Origin of the sequence: Paenarthrobacter sp. FR1 (assembly GCF_051106045.1) — a bacterium.
GTDB lineage: Bacteria > Actinomycetota > Actinomycetes > Actinomycetales > Micrococcaceae > Arthrobacter > Arthrobacter nitroguajacolicus_A.
Genome location: NZ_JBPFSF010000009.1, coordinates 208,226 through 224,461 on the forward strand (window position 1 = coordinate 208,226; position 16,236 = coordinate 224,461).

16 protein-coding genes are annotated in these 16,236 nt (G+C 64.1%); 11 read left to right on the forward strand and 5 right to left on the reverse strand.

Annotated features, from left to right (window positions below; all coding sequences use genetic code 11):
- The first annotated feature begins 1 nt into the window (after position 1).
- Both ACR30Z_RS17575 and ACR30Z_RS17580 read left to right on the forward strand, forming a co-directional pair.
- On the forward strand, positions 2 to 1,552 hold the full coding sequence (locus ACR30Z_RS17575; protein ID WP_434373861.1) for an APC family permease: 1,551 nt from the start codon (positions 2 to 4) through the stop codon (positions 1,550 to 1,552).
- Positions 1,553 to 2,455 carry a carbon-nitrogen hydrolase family protein gene (locus ACR30Z_RS17580; protein ID WP_434373863.1) on the forward strand — a complete coding sequence of 301 codons (903 nt, stop codon included), beginning with the start codon at positions 1,553 to 1,555 and terminating at the stop codon, positions 2,453 to 2,455.
- A 77-nt stretch (positions 2,456 to 2,532) separates the two neighbouring features.
- On the opposite strand, the gene ACR30Z_RS17585 is transcribed toward ACR30Z_RS17580, so the two are convergent.
- Both ACR30Z_RS17585 and ACR30Z_RS17590 read right to left on the reverse strand, forming a co-directional pair.
- Positions 2,533 to 2,763, reverse strand: a complete 231-nt coding sequence (locus ACR30Z_RS17585) for a DUF6458 family protein (protein WP_144652359.1) — start codon at positions 2,761 to 2,763, stop codon at positions 2,533 to 2,535.
- Positions 2,764 to 2,892: 129 nt separating this feature from the next.
- The gene (locus ACR30Z_RS17590; protein WP_434373866.1) at positions 2,893 to 3,789 is read right to left on the reverse strand and encodes an SDR family oxidoreductase; all 897 of its coding nucleotides are present in this window, start codon (positions 3,787 to 3,789) and stop codon (positions 2,893 to 2,895) included.
- Between the two features lie 117 nt (positions 3,790 to 3,906).
- Here ACR30Z_RS17590 and ACR30Z_RS17595 point away from each other — a divergent pair, with 117 nt between their 5' ends.
- Together ACR30Z_RS17595 and ACR30Z_RS17600 are read left to right on the forward strand one after the other, a co-directional pair.
- Positions 3,907 to 4,509 (forward strand): helix-turn-helix domain-containing protein, encoded by a 603-nt coding sequence (locus ACR30Z_RS17595; protein ID WP_434373868.1) that lies wholly within the window; start codon positions 3,907 to 3,909, stop codon positions 4,507 to 4,509.
- Positions 4,506 to 5,432: an EamA family transporter gene (locus ACR30Z_RS17600; protein ID WP_434373870.1), complete on the forward strand. Its 927-nt coding sequence runs from the start codon at positions 4,506 to 4,508 to the stop codon at positions 5,430 to 5,432. Before ACR30Z_RS17595 ends, ACR30Z_RS17600 begins: the two co-directional genes overlap by 4 nt.
- A gap of 70 nt (positions 5,433 to 5,502) precedes the next feature.
- Here the strand turns inward: ACR30Z_RS17600 and ACR30Z_RS17605 are convergent, their stop codons facing one another.
- Entirely contained in the window at positions 5,503 to 6,552 is a 1,050-nt protein-coding gene (locus tag ACR30Z_RS17605; RefSeq protein ID WP_434373872.1) for an NAD(P)-dependent alcohol dehydrogenase, read from the reverse strand.
- A 112-nt stretch (positions 6,553 to 6,664) separates the two neighbouring features.
- On the opposite strand from ACR30Z_RS17605, the gene ACR30Z_RS17610 reads away from it, so the two are divergent.
- Both ACR30Z_RS17610 and ACR30Z_RS17615 read left to right on the forward strand, forming a co-directional pair.
- On the forward strand, positions 6,665 to 7,330 hold the full coding sequence (locus tag ACR30Z_RS17610) for a TetR/AcrR family transcriptional regulator (RefSeq protein WP_434373874.1): 666 nt from the start codon (positions 6,665 to 6,667) through the stop codon (positions 7,328 to 7,330).
- A gap of 10 nt (positions 7,331 to 7,340) precedes the next feature.
- Entirely contained in the window at positions 7,341 to 9,200 is a 1,860-nt protein-coding gene (locus ACR30Z_RS17615; protein WP_434373876.1) for a glycoside hydrolase family 15 protein, read from the forward strand.
- Here ACR30Z_RS17615 and ACR30Z_RS17620 read toward each other — a convergent pair.
- Positions 9,169 to 9,369 carry a hypothetical protein gene (locus ACR30Z_RS17620; RefSeq protein ID WP_434373878.1) on the reverse strand — a complete coding sequence of 67 codons (201 nt, stop codon included), beginning with the start codon at positions 9,367 to 9,369 and terminating at the stop codon, positions 9,169 to 9,171. The genes ACR30Z_RS17615 and ACR30Z_RS17620 overlap by 32 nt on opposite strands.
- 259 nt (positions 9,370 to 9,628) lie before the next feature.
- Here ACR30Z_RS17620 and ACR30Z_RS17625 point away from each other — a divergent pair, with 259 nt between their 5' ends.
- From ACR30Z_RS17625 to ACR30Z_RS17635, 3 genes are all read left to right on the forward strand, one after another.
- Complete coding sequence (locus ACR30Z_RS17625; protein ID WP_144652367.1) at positions 9,629 to 9,961, forward strand: hypothetical protein; 333 nt, start codon at positions 9,629 to 9,631, stop codon at positions 9,959 to 9,961.
- A gap of 175 nt (positions 9,962 to 10,136) precedes the next feature.
- Complete coding sequence (locus ACR30Z_RS17630; protein WP_434373880.1) at positions 10,137 to 11,537, forward strand: glutamate decarboxylase; 1,401 nt, start codon at positions 10,137 to 10,139, stop codon at positions 11,535 to 11,537.
- A 17-nt stretch (positions 11,538 to 11,554) separates the two neighbouring features.
- The gene (locus ACR30Z_RS17635) at positions 11,555 to 12,424 is read left to right on the forward strand and encodes a class II glutamine amidotransferase (protein ID WP_434373882.1); all 870 of its coding nucleotides are present in this window, start codon (positions 11,555 to 11,557) and stop codon (positions 12,422 to 12,424) included.
- An 87-nt stretch (positions 12,425 to 12,511) separates the two neighbouring features.
- On the opposite strand, the gene ACR30Z_RS17640 is transcribed toward ACR30Z_RS17635, so the two are convergent.
- On the reverse strand, positions 12,512 to 13,903 hold the full coding sequence (locus ACR30Z_RS17640) for an MFS transporter (RefSeq protein WP_434373889.1): 1,392 nt from the start codon (positions 13,901 to 13,903) through the stop codon (positions 12,512 to 12,514).
- 145 nt (positions 13,904 to 14,048) lie between these two features.
- On the opposite strand from ACR30Z_RS17640, the gene ACR30Z_RS17645 reads away from it, so the two are divergent.
- Complete coding sequence (locus tag ACR30Z_RS17645) at positions 14,049 to 14,939, forward strand: helix-turn-helix transcriptional regulator (protein ID WP_434373884.1); 891 nt, start codon at positions 14,049 to 14,051, stop codon at positions 14,937 to 14,939.
- A 107-nt stretch (positions 14,940 to 15,046) separates the two neighbouring features.
- The coding region (locus tag ACR30Z_RS17650; RefSeq protein WP_434373886.1) for a DUF222 domain-containing protein at positions 15,047 to 16,236 on the forward strand (1,190 nt) is incomplete at its 3' end.

A 16,236-nucleotide genomic window follows, 5' to 3' on the forward strand; every position in this document is an offset into this window, starting at 1 on the left:
CGTGCCACAACCACCCTTCCCCGCCGGGCTCGCCAAGGGCCCTTTACCCCAGAACCCACCGTCCAAGGGCCTCAAGGCCGGCTCCATTGGTATCGGCCCCACCGTTGCCCTGGGCCTTGCTGCCGTAGCCCCCGCCTACAGCCTTGCCGTAACCCTTGGCTTCGTTGTCTTGGCTGTTGGCGCAAGCACCCCGGCAGCCTTCCTCCTGGGATTCGTGCCGATTCTGTTCACCGCCCTCGCCTTCCGGGACCTCAACAAGGAAATGCCCGACTGTGGCGGTGTTTTCGTCTGGATCACCCGCGTTTTCGGACCGGCAGCCGGTTGGTTCCTGGGTGGCTGGGTACCCCAAATGGCAACCTTCATTGCCAGCGCGGCGCTGGCCCAAGTGGCCACCACGTATCTGCTCAACTTCGCCGGCTTGGCATGGATCGCAGCGGAGCCCATCGCAGTGGCCGCGATAGCGTGCGGGCTGGTTGTCCTGAGTGCATGGATCGCTGCAAGGGGTATCGAGCTCTCCGCATGGGTTCAGTACGCACTGATTGCCTTGCAGCTGGTGGCTCTCGGCGGCTTCTGCGTCGCAGCGTTCACCGCGATGGCTACGGGCAACGCCACGGATGGCGCTGAAAAACCGGGCCTTGAATGGTTCAACCCTTTCGCATCCGGCGACGTGTCCGGGCTCGTTTCCGGCGTCATCCTGTGCCTGTTCATCTACTGGGGCTGGGATGCCCTGATTGCGGTCAATGAGGAAACCACGGACCGCAAGGGAACGCCCGGCAAGGCAGTGGTCATCACTACCGTCATCCTGCTGTTCTTCTACGTCGTCACGGCCACCGCCGCCGTTGGCTTCGCAGGAACCGCGGGCATCACGGATCCGGAAACCGTCTCCGATGTCCTCTCAGTCCTCGGCCCGCAGGCGACCGGCGACGTGTTCGGCCAGGTCATCATGCTGGCAGTGGGCCTCTCCGCGCTGGCGGCGCTCATGACCGTGGCTGTCAGCACTCCCCGGACCTGGCTCAGCATGGGCACCTATGGAGCCCTCCACCCGGCGACCACCACGATGCACGCCAGGCGCGGAACCCCCACAACGTCCATCACCTGGTGGGCGATTATTACCGTGGCAATAACACTGGGGCTGACGGCCATCAGCGCCGACTTCATCGGCCTGGCCATTCTGTCGGTGGGCCTCATGATCGCGGCCTACTACGCAGCGACGGCCATGGCTTCAGTGGTGTACTTCGCGCCACTGATGCGAAACTCCGTTTCCACCTTGGTCCTGAAGGGTGTCCTCCCCGGACTCGGCGCACTCCTGATGATCGGAGCGTTCGCGTACAGCGCAGTGGACATGCTGTCCCCTGAATACGCGGGGCTTTCGTGGTTGGGCATCGGTTCGGTCTTCTGGATCGGCATCGGCGCCTTGGCCCTGGGCCTGCTGGTCACCGCGATCTTGAAGCCCCGCCTCCGGCGCTTCTTCTCCGGCGAAGCCATCCCCCGTGGCAACGTCACCACCCGCCACCAACTTTCAACCATTCTCAGCAACGAAACCGAGGCATAAATGCGCATCCTGTCCATCGCAGCAATTCAAACCAACCCGGTCCCCCACGACCTCGAGGCCACCTGGGCACGATTCGAGGCCCAGGCCGAATCAGCCAAGAAGCTCGGCCCCGACGTGGACGTCATCGTGGTTCCCGAACTCCTGCTTGCGGCACCCGGAGAGTTCCTGATGCCGGACCCGGAAGGCGAAACCCGATCCGCCGCCCCCATCCCCAGCCCGCTGACCGACCGCATCTCGGCACTGGCCCGGCGGCTGAATGTGTGGCTCGTCCCCGGCTCACTGCTGGAAACTGACAACGGGAACACCTACAACACCGCAATCGCCGTCTCACCCCAAGGCGAAATCGTGGCACGCTACCGCAAGCTTTTCCCCTGGCGGCCCTTCGAAACCACCACTCCCGGGGATTCCTTCGTCACGTTCGATATCCCCGGCTGCGGACGCATTGGCCTGGCTATCTGCTTCGACGGCAGCTTCCCCGAGGTGGCGAGGCAACTGGCCTGGCTCGGCGCCGAAGTCATCATCCAGCCAACGCTCACCACCACCCGGGACAGGGCCATGGAGATCGTCATGTCCCAAGCCAATGCTTTCGCCAACCAGGTCTATGTGGTGAACGTCAACGGCGCATCCCCTTCCGGGGTGGGTGAAAGCGTCATCGTGGACCCCGAGGGCACCATCATGCAGCATGCTCGGGGCGGGGAAGAGATCCTCTTTGCCGTACTGGACCTGGACCGCGTTACCCAACTCCGACGCTACGGAACACACGGCATTAACCGCCAGTGGGCACAGCTTCGTGACCAGGAGGGCTTGCTGCCCTTCCCAATGTTCGGTGGCGCGCACTTCCGCTCGCCGGAGTGGAGCAACTCCAACACGGCGGGACAGCGCAGCGGGGTTACCTCTGCCTAGCCTGCCCCTCCCTTAAGGCATGAAGCGCGCGACGGCGACAACTCGCCGTCGTGCGCTTCATGCGTTTGTTGCGGCTGCTAAACCTCGGGGCGCCGCTCAACAACGGTTTCGGGAGCCGTGCGCCGTTCGACGACGGTGCGGCGGGTCCTGTTGGACATAGCGATGGAGATGATCAGGCCGATGACGCCCACCACCATCAGGATGTAGCCCACCAGAACCTGGTCCAGGAAGGGGATGAGTCCAGGGGCGAGCGCGAAAGCCAGAATAGCTCCGACGGCGATCAGGGCAATGGAAGAACCGATTCTCATAACGTGCTCCTCATGTTGGTCCGGCCCGCGGGAAATGTCTCCGGCCGGATCTGTGTGATCAGGATACTTACGATCTACCGCTCCCACCAGACATTGAGCGACGTGTTGATCAGCGGGGCAGCGCGCCAATCAGTGGCCGTAGCGAGCGGCTACCCGGGAGATGGCATCCTCTGGAGTCGGCGCCGGCCCGAAGACCTGCTCCTGGCGGGTTGTGTCGGCAACGTACTTACCGGTCTCGAACCATGCCACCATACTGGCCATGTCACCCACCAAAGGAAGGATCTTGGAGGTGACTTTGCCGAGTCCGGCAATGGCTCCCGCTGGAATGGTCATCACTTTGATCGGCTTACCGGCCCTGCGCCCGGCCAAGTCCGCAGCTTCCTGAATGCTCACGGGCCGGCTCCAGCCGATGTCGATGCGCTCCCCTTCAACGATGTCCGCATCCACCGCCTCCGCCAAGTAAGCGGCGACGTCACTGGCCAGGACGAACGTCAGCCGAGCGTTCTTGGATCCGAGCCACACAAAGCGACCCTTCGCAAAGGGATCGCCACCCATGCCGACCGCTTGGTCAAAGAAGGCACCCGGCCGCAGCGCTACAAACGGGACGCCAAGCTCCTCGAATTTGTCCTCCGCGAGCTTCTTGTTCCAAAAGTGGGGAATCTGCGGAGTTTGATCGCTGGTGACGATGCTGATCAACACGAAGCGGGGCACTGCGGCATGCTTGGCCGCCACCGCAAGATTGCTGTTCCCGTAGGTGTCGATCGCGTGGGCGTTCTTGTCATTTCGGGTATAGCCGGCGGCCGTGGAGATGGCCGCGGATACGCCGGTCATCGCAGTGATCAACGAAGCTGCGTCCAACATGTCTCCGCGGGCGATCTCCACACCCTTCGCCTCAAGCTTGTGGGTCTTGGACTTGGGGCGAACGAGCGCACGAACCTTCTTGCCGCGCTTGAGAAGCTCATCCACCACTTGGCCACCCAGAAAACCCGTGGCACCGACAACAAGGACAGGCAGGTCTTCGGCCACAGTTTCTCCTTGGGGGTCTCGTTCTTATGGTCAGTGGTAGCACGCGCCGATCCCCGCGGCTAGGCCTCCGCGCCCATCGCGAATTGCAGTGCACTGCCAGTGCAGTATGCTGCACTTATGGATGAAAGCACCACCACGCTCTCCCTGGCCATTGGCGCACGGGTGAAGCAAGAACGCCAGAACCGCGGATGGACCCTTGATCAGTTGGCCGAAGCCGCCGGCGTGAGCCGGAGAATGATCGTCAACGTGGAGCAGGGAGCAGCGAACCCCAGTGTCGGCACGTTGCTGAGAATCAGCGACGCCTTGGGCGTCGGACTTCCCGCCCTGGTGGAGTCACCGCGGCCGAAGCCCGTCAGGGTGGTCCGCAGCGGCGAAGGCGCCACCTTGTGGAGGAGCGGGCAGGGTGGCCGCGGAGTCCTGGTGGCGGGAACCGAATCTCCGGACGTGGTGGAACTGTGGGACTGGACGCTGGGACCGGGCGATAGCCACGGTAGCGAAGCCCATGCCGCGGGCACCAAGGAACTCCTTCAGGTCCACATGGGGTCGCTGACCGTAGACGTGGCGGGCCAGGCTGTAACTCTCGAAGTCGGCGACTCCCTGACCTTCCCGGGCGACGTCGCGCATTCGTATGCCAACTCCGGCAGCGAACCCGCCCGCTTCTCCTTGGCAGTGTTTGAGCCTGGAGTGGGTTCGGGGCATCGGCAGGAGACGGGTTCATGACCACTCGTAACCGCATCCCGGTTCCACCGTGGGGACTCGCGGTCGCGGCCATGATCTCGGTGCAGCTTAGCTCCGCATTTTCCGTGAACCTCATCTCCGAAGTCGGTCCGGCAGGAACTGCCTGGTTAAGGCTCAGCCTGGGTGCCATCATCTTCCTGGCCATCGCCCGCCCACCGCTGCGTTCCGTTCGCAGGCACGACGTGCCAACCCTGCTGGGGCTCGGCATTGCCACCGGACTGATGACCATCATGTTCCTCGCAGCAATTGAACGCATTCCCCTCGGCACCACCGTGGCCATCGAATTCCTCGGCCCCTTGACCGTCGCAGCGGTTCGCAGCCACAATCGTCGGGCCCTGGCATGGCCGGTGCTGGCACTGGTGGGAGTGATCCTGCTGACCGAACCCTGGCACGGGCAGATTGATGTGTTGGGCGTATTGTTCGCGACCATCGCAGCCGCAGGTTGGGGTGCCTACATACTGCTGACCCAAAGGATCGGCGATCGATTTACCGGTATCGGCGCACTCTCGCTCACGGTTCCCGTGGCCGCCGTCACCGCCGCAATCGTGGGAATTCCGCAAGCGGCGGGGCACCTCAGCCTGGGGGTCCTTGTGGCTGCCCTTGGAGTGGCACTGCTGATGCCCGTTCTTCCGTTCATCCTGGAGCTCATGGCCTTGCGCCGCATGACCTCCACAGCTTTTGGCACGCTCATGTCCCTGGAACCGGCTTTCGGCGTCCTCCTCGGACTCATCGTGCTGCACCAGCAGCCATCGATCGTCCAGTTCATCGGCATCGCCCTTGTGGTGTTCGCCGGCGCCGCGTCCCAGCGCGGCGGGGCCAGGAACCCGCCCCCACTGGCCGAACCCATCACCACGGCCCCTGCGCCGGACGCCGTACCCGCTGACCGCCCCATCAGGGACGCCTGACGCATGGAGGCCTGACGCACGACGGCGACCTGCCGCCGTCGTGCGTTTGTTGCGTTGGGCGCCGCGCGGCTCAGATGGTGATCGCGATCTTGCCGCGGGCCTTGCCGGCGTCGAAGTAGCGCATGGCATCGGGCACCCGGGCGAGCGGGTAGGTCCGGTCGATGGCCGGGGTCAATGTTCCCGCCGCCAGGAGTCCCGCGATGTATTCAAGGTCCTCCGCTCCCTGCGTGCCCACGATCATGGTGAGCCGCTGGCGGATGAACGGCGAGAGCGCCACAGCCCGGAATTGTCGGTCCAGGCTTCCGGTCCACGATCCGCCCTCCTCTCCACCGGTAATCACAGCCTTACCGGAAGCGCTGAGCGCCCGGCGGAGCTGGGAGATGGTGGGGTTTCCGGCGATGTCGATGATGACGTCATACTGTCCAGCGCCGTCAGCGAAGTCCTGCGCGGTGTAATCGATGACGTGGTCGGCCCCCAGGGTACGGACAAGGTCCAGCTTGGTGGTACTGGCCACGCCGGTCACCTCGGCGCCAGCTGCTTTGGCGAACTGCACCGCGTAGCTGCCCACGCCGCCTGATGCGCCGGTAACCAAGACTTTTAGCGGTTGCGGCATGGCACCTCGGCTGGGGTCGATGCCACCCGCCCGCAACGCAATCAGCGCCGTGCAGGCCGACACCGGGACCACGGCCGCCTGCTCGAAGCTGACGTTCCGAGGTTTGTGGGCGAGCTGGTTTTCGCGGGCCGACGCGTACTCGGCGAAAGAACCCTTGCCTGACCCGAAGACCTGGTCTCCCACCGCAAAACGCGTCACCTTCGCTCCAACGGCCTCCACAGTGCCAGCGAGATCGAGCCCGGGGACAGGGTTTCTGGGCGCTTTGAATCCGTAGGCCAAGCGCAACGCGTATGGCAGGCCCGAGGCGACGTGCCACGTACCACGATCCAGCCCTGCGGCAAGGACCCGAACCAGCACTTCGTTCTCCTTGATGGTGGGCCGCGGGATCAGCACCTGGTGCAGGACATCGGCCGAACCGTACGCCTCCTGCACGATCGCCCGCATGGTTTCAGAGGCCGGCGGGGCTTCTGACGGGTGTGATTCCTTGGCTTGCTGACCATTTGCCATGGCCGGTCCTTTCATTGCATTGGTGTGTTTCGATTTTTTCGTACGTTGTACCAATGACGCTACCGTACACTGTACTAAACCGCTAGAGGCCAGCTTGGAAAGAGGAAGACTCGTGACCACCGCAGCATCCCAACGCCTTCCACTCAGCCGGGAAAGGGTGCTTGAATGCGCCGTCGCGCTTGCCGACGAGTCCGGAATAGCGGCCCTGACCATCCGCACGCTCGCCCAAAGCATGGGAACCAAACCCATGTCGCTCTACTACTACGTGGCCAACAAGGACGAAATCCTTGATGGCATCGTGGACATGGTCTTCAGTGAAATCGACCTGCCCGCCCCCCATGGAGAATGGCGGGAGGAAATGCACCGGAGGGCTCAGGCAGTTCGATCCGCGCTCAGGCGCCACCCTTGGGCAGTCGGGTTGATGGAGAGCCGTTCCGCGCCCGGTCCTGCAACCCTTCGGCACCACGAGGCAACCCTCGCTACCCTGAGGACGGCGGGCTTCTCCATACAACTGACAGCCCATGCTTACGCCCTGCTGGACAGCTACATCTACGGCTTCGCCCTCCAGGAAGCAGCCTTGCCGTTCGAAGGCCGCGACACCGCGGCCGAGATCACCAACCCCATCATGGAGCGCTTCGCCACCGGTGAGTATCCGCACATGGTGGAGATCGCCGTCGAACATGTCCTCAAACCCGGCTACGACTTTGGCGACGAATTCGGCTTTGGCCTGGACCTCATCCTCGATGGCCTCAGCCGTTTGGCGGCAGGCGAAGGCTAGGATCGAATCCATGGCCAGGATTGAGGACTACGCGATTATCGGGGACCTGAACACGGCGGCCCTGGTGGGGCGAAGTGGTTCCATCGACTGGATGTGCTTGCCCCGATTCGATTCGCCCGCGTGCTTCGCCGCACTGCTGGACACTTCCGACGCCGGCCGCTGGCTCCTGGTACCGGCCGGGACCCCTGCGGACGGCAACTGCACCCGACGCCAATATCGTGAGGACACCCTGATCCTCGAAACCGAGTGGGAGGTGGACGGCGGCTCCGTCCGAGTCACCGACTTCATGCCGGTCCGCGACGACGCCGTGGACCTGGTCCGCATCGTCGAAGGCCTGTCCGGCGAGGTGGACATGCACATGGAGCTGGTCCTGCGCTTCGATTACGGTCGCGTGGTGCCCTGGGTCCGTCACAGCAAGCACGGCATCAGCGCAGTAGCAGGCCCGGACTCCGCATACCTCACCACCCACGCCCCGCTCGAAGGCAGGGACCGGCGGACGTACAGCGATTTCACCGTCCGTGCGGGCGACAAGGTTCCCTTCGTGCTCCGCTGGGCGCCGAGCCATGAGCGCGAGCCGAGGCGGATCGACCCCCACCGGGCACTCGAGGCCACCGAATCGTTCTGGCTGGAATGGATCGGCCGCAGCGAAATGACAGGGAAGTACAAGGAGCCGGTGGAACGGTCCCTGATTACCCTCAAGGCACTGACGTATGCGCCTACAGGTGGCATTGTGGCCGCCGCCACCACATCCCTGCCCGAACAAATCGGCGGCCCGCGCAACTGGGATTACCGCTATTGCTGGCTCCGGGACGCCACGCTCACACTCCAATCGCTGCTCGCCGCCGGCTACACGGAAGAGGTCGCGGCGTGGCGGGAATGGCTGCTGCGCGCTATCGCCGGCGACCCCTCCGAACTTCAGATTGTGTACGGGCTCGACGGCGCCAGGAGACTTCCGGAGGCAGACATCCCCTGGCTGTCCGGTTACGAAGGTTCACAGCCGGTCCGCACGGGAAACGCCGCGGCTCCGCAGCTTCAACTGGACGTCTGGGGTGAGGTTCTGGACGGACTCTCACTGACGCGGGCCGCTTCGCCTCCGGGCACCGTAGACAATTCCTGGGACATTCAGGTCGCGTTGATGGAGTACCTCGAAGGGGCGTGGGACCAACCGGACAACGGGCTCTGGGAAATGCGTGGGCCCCGGCAGCACTTCACCCACTCCAAAGTGATGGCGTGGGTTGCAGCCGACCGCATGGTCAAGGCCGTCCGGACCTCAGGACTGCCCGGTCCGCACGACCGCTGGGCAGCGCTCCGGAGCGAGATCCACGCCGACGTCATGGCCAAGGGCTTCGACGAGGAACGCAACACTTTCGTGCAGTCCTACGGGAGCAAGGAACTCGACGCGAGCCTGCTCCTGATACCCCGCGTTGGCTTTCTTCCCCACCGCCACCCCCGGGTCGCCGGGTTGGTGGATGCCATCCAGAAGGAGCTCACGGACGACGGCTTTGTGCTGCGATACCGCACCGAGGCAGGCCATGACGGACTACCAGGCAGCGAAGGCGTGTTCCTTGCATGTTCGTTCTGGCTGGTGGACGCATTGTTGGGTATTGGCCGCAAGGTCGAGGCCACCGAACTCTTCGAGCGCCTACTGACGCTGCGGAACGATGTTGGCCTGCTCAGCGAAGAATGGGATCCGCGTGCACAGCGGCAGCTTGGCAATACCCCGCAGGCTTTCAGCCACTTTCCGCTCATCCACAGCGCCTTGCAGCTCCATCACGGCGAAGCCCACAGCAGTGACACCCCACTGGTCCACCCCAAGCATCCCGGGAACGCGAGCGGCTCTACCCTTCGGAATGACCCTCGCCTTCAGTAGCGGACGGTTCGCCCTTATGGCTTGCTTCCTCCAAGTGCAGGTCCAGTTTCCGCTCGGCTTCACGCCTCCGCTGGCCGATGGTCCGCATCTGCTGTGTTGTGGGGTCTCCCCTGTCCTCTGACGCTGCGCCTGGCGGCGCGGCGGGCTGGCCATACTCTTGTTCGCCCATATGAAAATCGTCCCATCGCCCATGCATTTGCGGTAGCGGCAATTCCTGCGAGGTGATTCAGCCGCTTGCCAGGACGGCACCCGCGCACTTACTCTCAGGAGTGGAGAAACCATACTTGTGACAAAGGTATCCACTCTCCATCACCGCAGGGTCAACAATGTCTGCTCAGTCAGCACACCCCACTTTTTCCTCCTCTTCCTTGACGTCTTCCTCGGCGTCCCAGCCCCGCTGCGAACAATGCGGCACCAGCCAACACCTCATGGTTGACACCATCGATGCCCACTCCGACCTCTCGGCCGGACTCGTCGAGGTTGGCTACAACTGCAGGAATTGCGGTTCCTTCCGCGAGCACGCAGCAACCGTGGCAGACGTTGCGGAGGTCCTGAACACTTCAGCGAAACTCCCAGGACTCCTGCAGTTCGGAAAGCACTACCTGCACTGTGGAGTCCCCATGCACACGGGCGCCGGCAAACGGAGCTTGCTGACCGCTGGTTTCTCGAGCCGAAACGTTGATCCTGAACTTGAGGCCTACCTCAACACTCGCGTGCTGCATTGCGATGAGTGCGGATTCCAGATGGAGATTCCGGACTAGGCTTCCGCACCGCCCGCAAACGTAAACAAAACTGCCCGACGGCGACTACCGCCGTCGGGCGTTTTGCTGTGCCATCAGCCCGGCGGAAGCCTTGGGTGTGCTCGCCGGCCCGGGTAGCGTGAACGGCAGACAGGTTGCCCCCGCAGCGAGCGGACGATTGCAAAGGAGCTGGCCCATGAGCAGGTCCCACCGAACGTCACAGCACCAACCCAACACGGCAGTGGAGCTGAACCCGTTGTTCAGCAGGCCGGGAGAATCCACCCTCTTTCCCCGGTTCACCCTTCCCGAGGGCGAGGCCCTGCCGTCCACCGCATATCAAGTTGTCCATGATGAAGCGATGCTGGATGGGAATTCCCGGCTGAACCTCGCGACCTTCGTGGGGACGTGGATGGAACCAGAAGCGGCCACGTTGTACGCCGAGACGTTCGACAAGAACATGATCGACAAGGACGAGTACCCGCAAACGGCGCTCATCGAAACCCGGTGCTGGCGGATGCTCGCGGACCTCTGGAACGCTCCGGATGCCGAAAAGAGCATCGGCACGTCCACGATCGGATCTTCGGAGGCTTGCATGCTGGGCGGCCTGGCGCTGAAGCGTCGATGGCAGCATGCCCGGCGTGCCGAGGGCAAGTCCACTGATAAGCCCAACCTCATCCTCAGCTCGGCCGTCCAAGTGTGCTGGGAGAAGTTCTGCAACTACTGGGATGTGGAGGCCCGCTTCGTTCCGGTATCAGCTGAACACCCCATGCTGGACGGCCATGACCTGGACCAGTACGTGGACGAGAACACCATCGGCGTCGTCGCGATCATGGGCGTCACGTATACCGGCGTCTACGAGCCCGTTCAGCTCATTTCCGAAGCCTTGGACGACATCCAGGCACGCCGTGGCCTGGACATTCCCATCCATGTTGACGGCGCTTCCGGAGCGATGGTGGCTCCGTTCCTGCAACCGGAGACTGTATGGGATTTCCGTCTCCAGCGGGTGGCCTCCATCAACACCTCCGGCCATAAGTACGGGCTGGTTTATCCCGGGCTCGGCTGGGTGGTGTGGAGGGACGCAGCGGCACTCCCTGAGGACCTGATCTTCCACGTCAGCTACCTCGGCGGGGACATGCCCACTTTTGCCCTTAACTTCTCGCGACCCGGCGCCCAAGTGTTGCTGCAGTACTACCTCTTCCTCAGGCTGGGCTTTGCAGGATACCGGTCCGTCCAAGCCACGTCCCGCGACGTTGCGCTGTATCTTTCCACCGAGATCGGAGCCATGGAAGCCTTCACCCTCTGGAGCGACGGTTCCGACATCCCGGTTTTCGCCTGGCAGCTCAACGACGGGCACACCGAACATTGGAACCTCCACCACTTGTCCGAGCGCCTGCGAATGAACGGCTGGCTGGTTCCTGCCTACCCCCTGCCTGAAGGGTTGAGCGACGTCACGGTCCAAAGGATCGTGGTCCGCAACGGCTTCACGCGCGACCTCGCCTCCAGCTTCCTGGCTGACCTCAAGAAGGAAGTGGACTACCTCGACAGCCTCACAGCACCCATGCCCGCGGACAAGCAGGCACAGGGCTTCCACCACTAACCCTTGGAGGAGTTGCCATGTGCCGTCTCTTTGGACTGCATGCCGGTCCCCGGCCCGTCCGTGCCACCTTCTGGCTGCTGGACGCTCCGGACAGCCTCTCCGTGCAGAGCCGCCGGGAACCTGACGGAGCGGGCATAGGCACGTTCGGGGCGGACGGAAAACCCCATGTGGCCAAGCAACCCCTCGCCGCATGGGAGGATCACGCCTTCGCCCGTGAAGCTCGAGACCTGAAGAGCACCACGTTCCTGGCGCACGTCCGATACGCCAGCACCGGCGCGCTCACCCTGGCCAACACTCATCCGTTCGAACAGGATGGACGCCTGTTGGCGCACAATGGCGTACTCCACGGCCTGGATGAACTCGACCGCCGCCTTACCGAGCTCGGGGTCATGGATTTGGTGCTGGGACAGTCGGACAGCGAACGCCTTTTCGCGCTGATCACTGCTGAAACCCGCAGGTCGGGTGGGGACATCGGAGCAGGCATCACCCGGGCGATCAGCTGGATTGCCCGCGAACTGCCTGTCTTCAGCCTGAACTTCATCCTGTCCACGGCGACCGAACTATGGGCGCTCAGGTACCCGGCAACCCACCCCTTGTATGTGCTGGAAAGGGATCCGGCCGCTGCTCCGGATCCGCCCGCGCCACTAGACGTCCGAAGCAGGCGAATCCATTCCCGCAGTACAGAGCTTGCCCGATCTCCGCACGTCCTCTTTGCGACCGAGCCCATGGATCACAACCCGGGCTGGCGCCCCATGGCCTCCGGCGAACTGGTTCACGTCGGCCCGGACTTGGCCGTGACGTCCACAGTGCCTTTCCCTGCCGACCCCGTGCACCTGCTCACCCTCGCGGACCTCGAACCTTCCGCAGCGGCGTCCCAACGGCCGTAACCGCAGCCGCAGCAAGCCGCACCCAACGCAACAAGCGCACGACGGCGACCTGCCGCCGTCGTACGCTTTCGCCGCCGGCGCCCGGCTTCAGCCCGCGGCTGGTGGCGCCTTCCTGTTGAGGAACAATGCCACGGCCAATGCCGCTGCGAGGCAAAGAACTGCGTTGACGGTGATCGCTACCGTGACGCCGCTCAGCACGGCGGTCGCATCGCTGGCTCCGACCGCCAGCAACTGGGCAGTGAACACCGCACTCATCACGGGGATCCCCATGGTGATGCCGATCTGCTGGCTCATGGTGGCCAGTCCGGTCGCCATTCCCTGCTCGATGTCGGGCAAGCCGGAGGTGGCCGTGACCATGAAGCCGACGATGACCACGAGGTTTGCGACGCCCCCAACAAACGTCGCCACCAACAACAATCCGATGGAAGCGGGTTCTGCGCTGAGCAGGACCAAGACGCCAGTAGCAGCGGCCTGCACTACAAACCCGTAAACGATTGCCTTCTTGTTGCCCACCATCGCGATCACTTTTGGCCCGAGGAGGCCGCCCAGAACCGTGCCCAAACCGAGGACGGCGAAAGAAAGTCCGGCACCCAGCGGCGTATAGCCGAGGACCTGCTGAAGGTAAAGGGTCAGCAGGAACACCAGCGACGTCTCGGTGACGAACGCAAGAACCCCGGCGATATTGCCCCACGCTACGCTCGAACGCTTCAGGACTCCGAGGGGGACCAACGGGTGCTGGGCGCGGCTTTCAACCGCAGCGAAGATGGCAAAGAGGACGACGGCGGCCGCAAGCGCGCCGAGCGTCAGGGAATCGGCCCATGAATGTTCTGCCGCCCGGGTAAGGCCGAAAATCAGGGCAAGAAGGCCCAGGGTGACCGTGATGGCTCCAGGTATGTCGAGTCGACGCTTGATGTTCGGCTTGCTTTCGGACAGCACCACAGGCGCAACCAGGAGAACGGCAACTGCGACGGGTACGTTGATGAAGAACGCCCAACGCCAACTGAGGAGATCGGTCAGCAGCCCGCCAAGGATGGCGCCGGTGGTGAATCCGGCGGCCATCAAGGAGCCGTTCAGCCCGAGTGCCCTATCCCGAAGTGGGCCTTCGGGAAAAGAGCCGAGCAGCAGCGAAAGTGCTGCCGGCACTACCATGGCCGTGGCAACACCCTGCCCGATCCGCGCGGTCAGCAACAGCGCCGGTTCGGTGGCCATCCCGCCGGCCAGTGATGCCCCGCCGAGCAGTGCCATGCCGATCAAGAACAGCTTCCGGCGGCCGGCAACGTCAGCCACCCGACCGAACAGGAGCGTAAGACCGGCGGCGCACAGGGCAAAGGCAGTGGCGATCCATTGGAGGTTATCCAAGGAAAAGCCCACGTCCGCGCCAATGGTTGGCAGGGCAACGTTGAGGATGGAGAAGTCGACGGCAAGGGTGAAGCTTGCGGTCAGCAGGACGACCAGTGCCAGGTGCTGCCTGGTGGTCATGCCCCGTGCTGATGACTTGCTGGTGAGTTCGTTAGTTGCTGGCATGGGTTCATCGTGGACGGCTTGGTACGTGTCAACCACCCCCTGCCGTGGCTATCACTGGCAGTGACAGGACAATGCCTGCACGTCACGGAACAATGGGCGAATGGATACACACAATGAACTTGGGGAGTTCCTTCGCGTTCGTCGCGCCGCTCTGCAGCCGGAAGACGTCGGAGTGCTGAACTACGGTATCCGCCGCGTCCCGGGCCTCCGCCGGGAGGAACTCGCCATGCTGGCCGGCGTCAGCACCACGTACTACACGCGGCTGGAGCAGGGCCTCAGCACCAATGCCTCCGAATCCGTCATCAACGCCATTGCCCGCGCCTTGAACCTGGACGACGACGAACGGGCCCACCTCTTCGACCTTGCGCGCCCCGGAAAGGGCAGGCGGCGCGTCCCTGCCAAACCAGACAACGCGCGCCCCGGAACGTTGCGGCTGATCCAGTCCATGGCCAGCACTCCAGCCGTGGTCCTGGGCCGTCGCAGCGACGTACTGGCGTGGAATGCGCTCGGGCACCGGCTCGTTGCCGGCCACCTGGATTACACAGCTCCGGAGAGGCCCTCCACCCGTCCCAACATGACCCGAATGCTGTTCCTTGACGAGCACACGCGCGAGCTCTATGCGCGCTGGCCGGAGGAGGCCAGGCGGGCTGTCGCGTCCCTGCGCCTGATGGCAGGCAAATCGGCCGACGATCAGGAGTTGGCTTCCTTGGTTGGGGAGCTCACGTTGAAGAGCCAGGACTTCGCGAAATTGTGGGCAAAGCACCCGGTGGAGAACTGCATGTCCGGGCTGAAATACATGCATCACCCGGAGGTGGGCTACCTGGAGTTGAACTTCGAAGTACTCACACCGCCCGACGAGTCAGGGCACCGCGTCCTCATGTACGCCGCAGACCCTGGAACCCCGGGGGCAGAGGCGTTGCAGCTTCTCCAAACCGCTGGAAACATCGAGTCAGATGCGCCCAGGACGCCAGTGGGCAGGGCGACCAGATGAAGGACCGCGTTGTTGCCGACACCGAAGTGACGGCAGAACCTAGGCTGTTTTCCACATAGGTGAATCCGGGGCTGATGGTGGTGGGGCTGTCGTGACAGGGTTTTCGTATGGAGAGCGCAGGGTGGGTGTTGGAGCGGCGGGCGGATGTTGCCGATGCTGGTCTCCTGCTCGCTGCCCCCTCCGCCGGGACGGCCATGTCGTTGCCGGTCCAGCCCGCCACTGCATTCGTTGAGGGCCCGACGACGGTCACCACCCTCGCGGACGATCCGCTAAGGGCCGGGCTCCTTCCCGGGGTGGATTCGACCGGCCAGTCCGCGGTTCCCGCAACAGTCACCGCTGCGGACGGCGGAGCGGACGCCGGGCACCCGGCGGAGACATCGGTGGTCGCTGGGGCGGGGACATCGGCCGCTGGAGGTCCGGGATCTGGGAGGCCGGGCTCGGACGCTCCGGCTGGGCCGTCCTTGGCTTTTGGACCCGTAAGCGGTTTGCGCGCTGGTGGGCCCGGGTTGGGTGAGGCCCTTGAGGTGGGGGCGGCTGCAATCGACGAGGTACGGGCCTGTGCTGTTGATGAGGCCGGGCTGTTTGGTTTGGTGGAGGCGGCGGATTTCGCCGGCCGGGTTGAGGATATGTCCCGGTCTCTGGAGTATCTGCAGGTTCTCGCGGCGCAGGCGGTGGAACGGACCCGGAGCGAGGCGCAGATGGCGCAGATGGCGCGGCGGGGGTCGGCGGCTACAGCGCCGGAGTGGCGGACCGGGTGGACTGAACCGGGTTTGACCGACACGGGTGCGGGTGTAGTCGACCCGACTGCCACTGTGGTGTTGGGTGCGGAGGGTAGTGCTGGTGCCGTGTTGGGTGCGGAGGCTGAAAGTTCCGCTGCCGGTCTCTTGGATGATGGGTACCGGAACGCCGCGGAGTTCCTGCGGGCCCGATTGCGGATCGGTATCGGGGAAGCCCGGCGACGGCTTGCCCTCGCCGCGGAGGTCCTGCCCCAGACGGGAATGACCGGCCAACACGTCCCGGCCCGGCGGGAGATCCTCGCCGAAGCCCTCGCCACGGCCCAAGTACCGTCCCGGTCCGCGACCATCATCAGCACCGCACTGGACAAAGTCCGGCACCTGACCGAACCCGAAACCCTCACCCGGATGGAACACGCCCTCACCGCCACCGCCCGGCAGTCCGACCCCGACTTCCTCACCAAAATCGCCAAACGCTGGGCCGACCTCATCGACCAAGACGGCCCCGAACCCACAGAAGAAACCCTCCGCCAACTCCAAGGCGCATTCCTCCGCCGCCGACG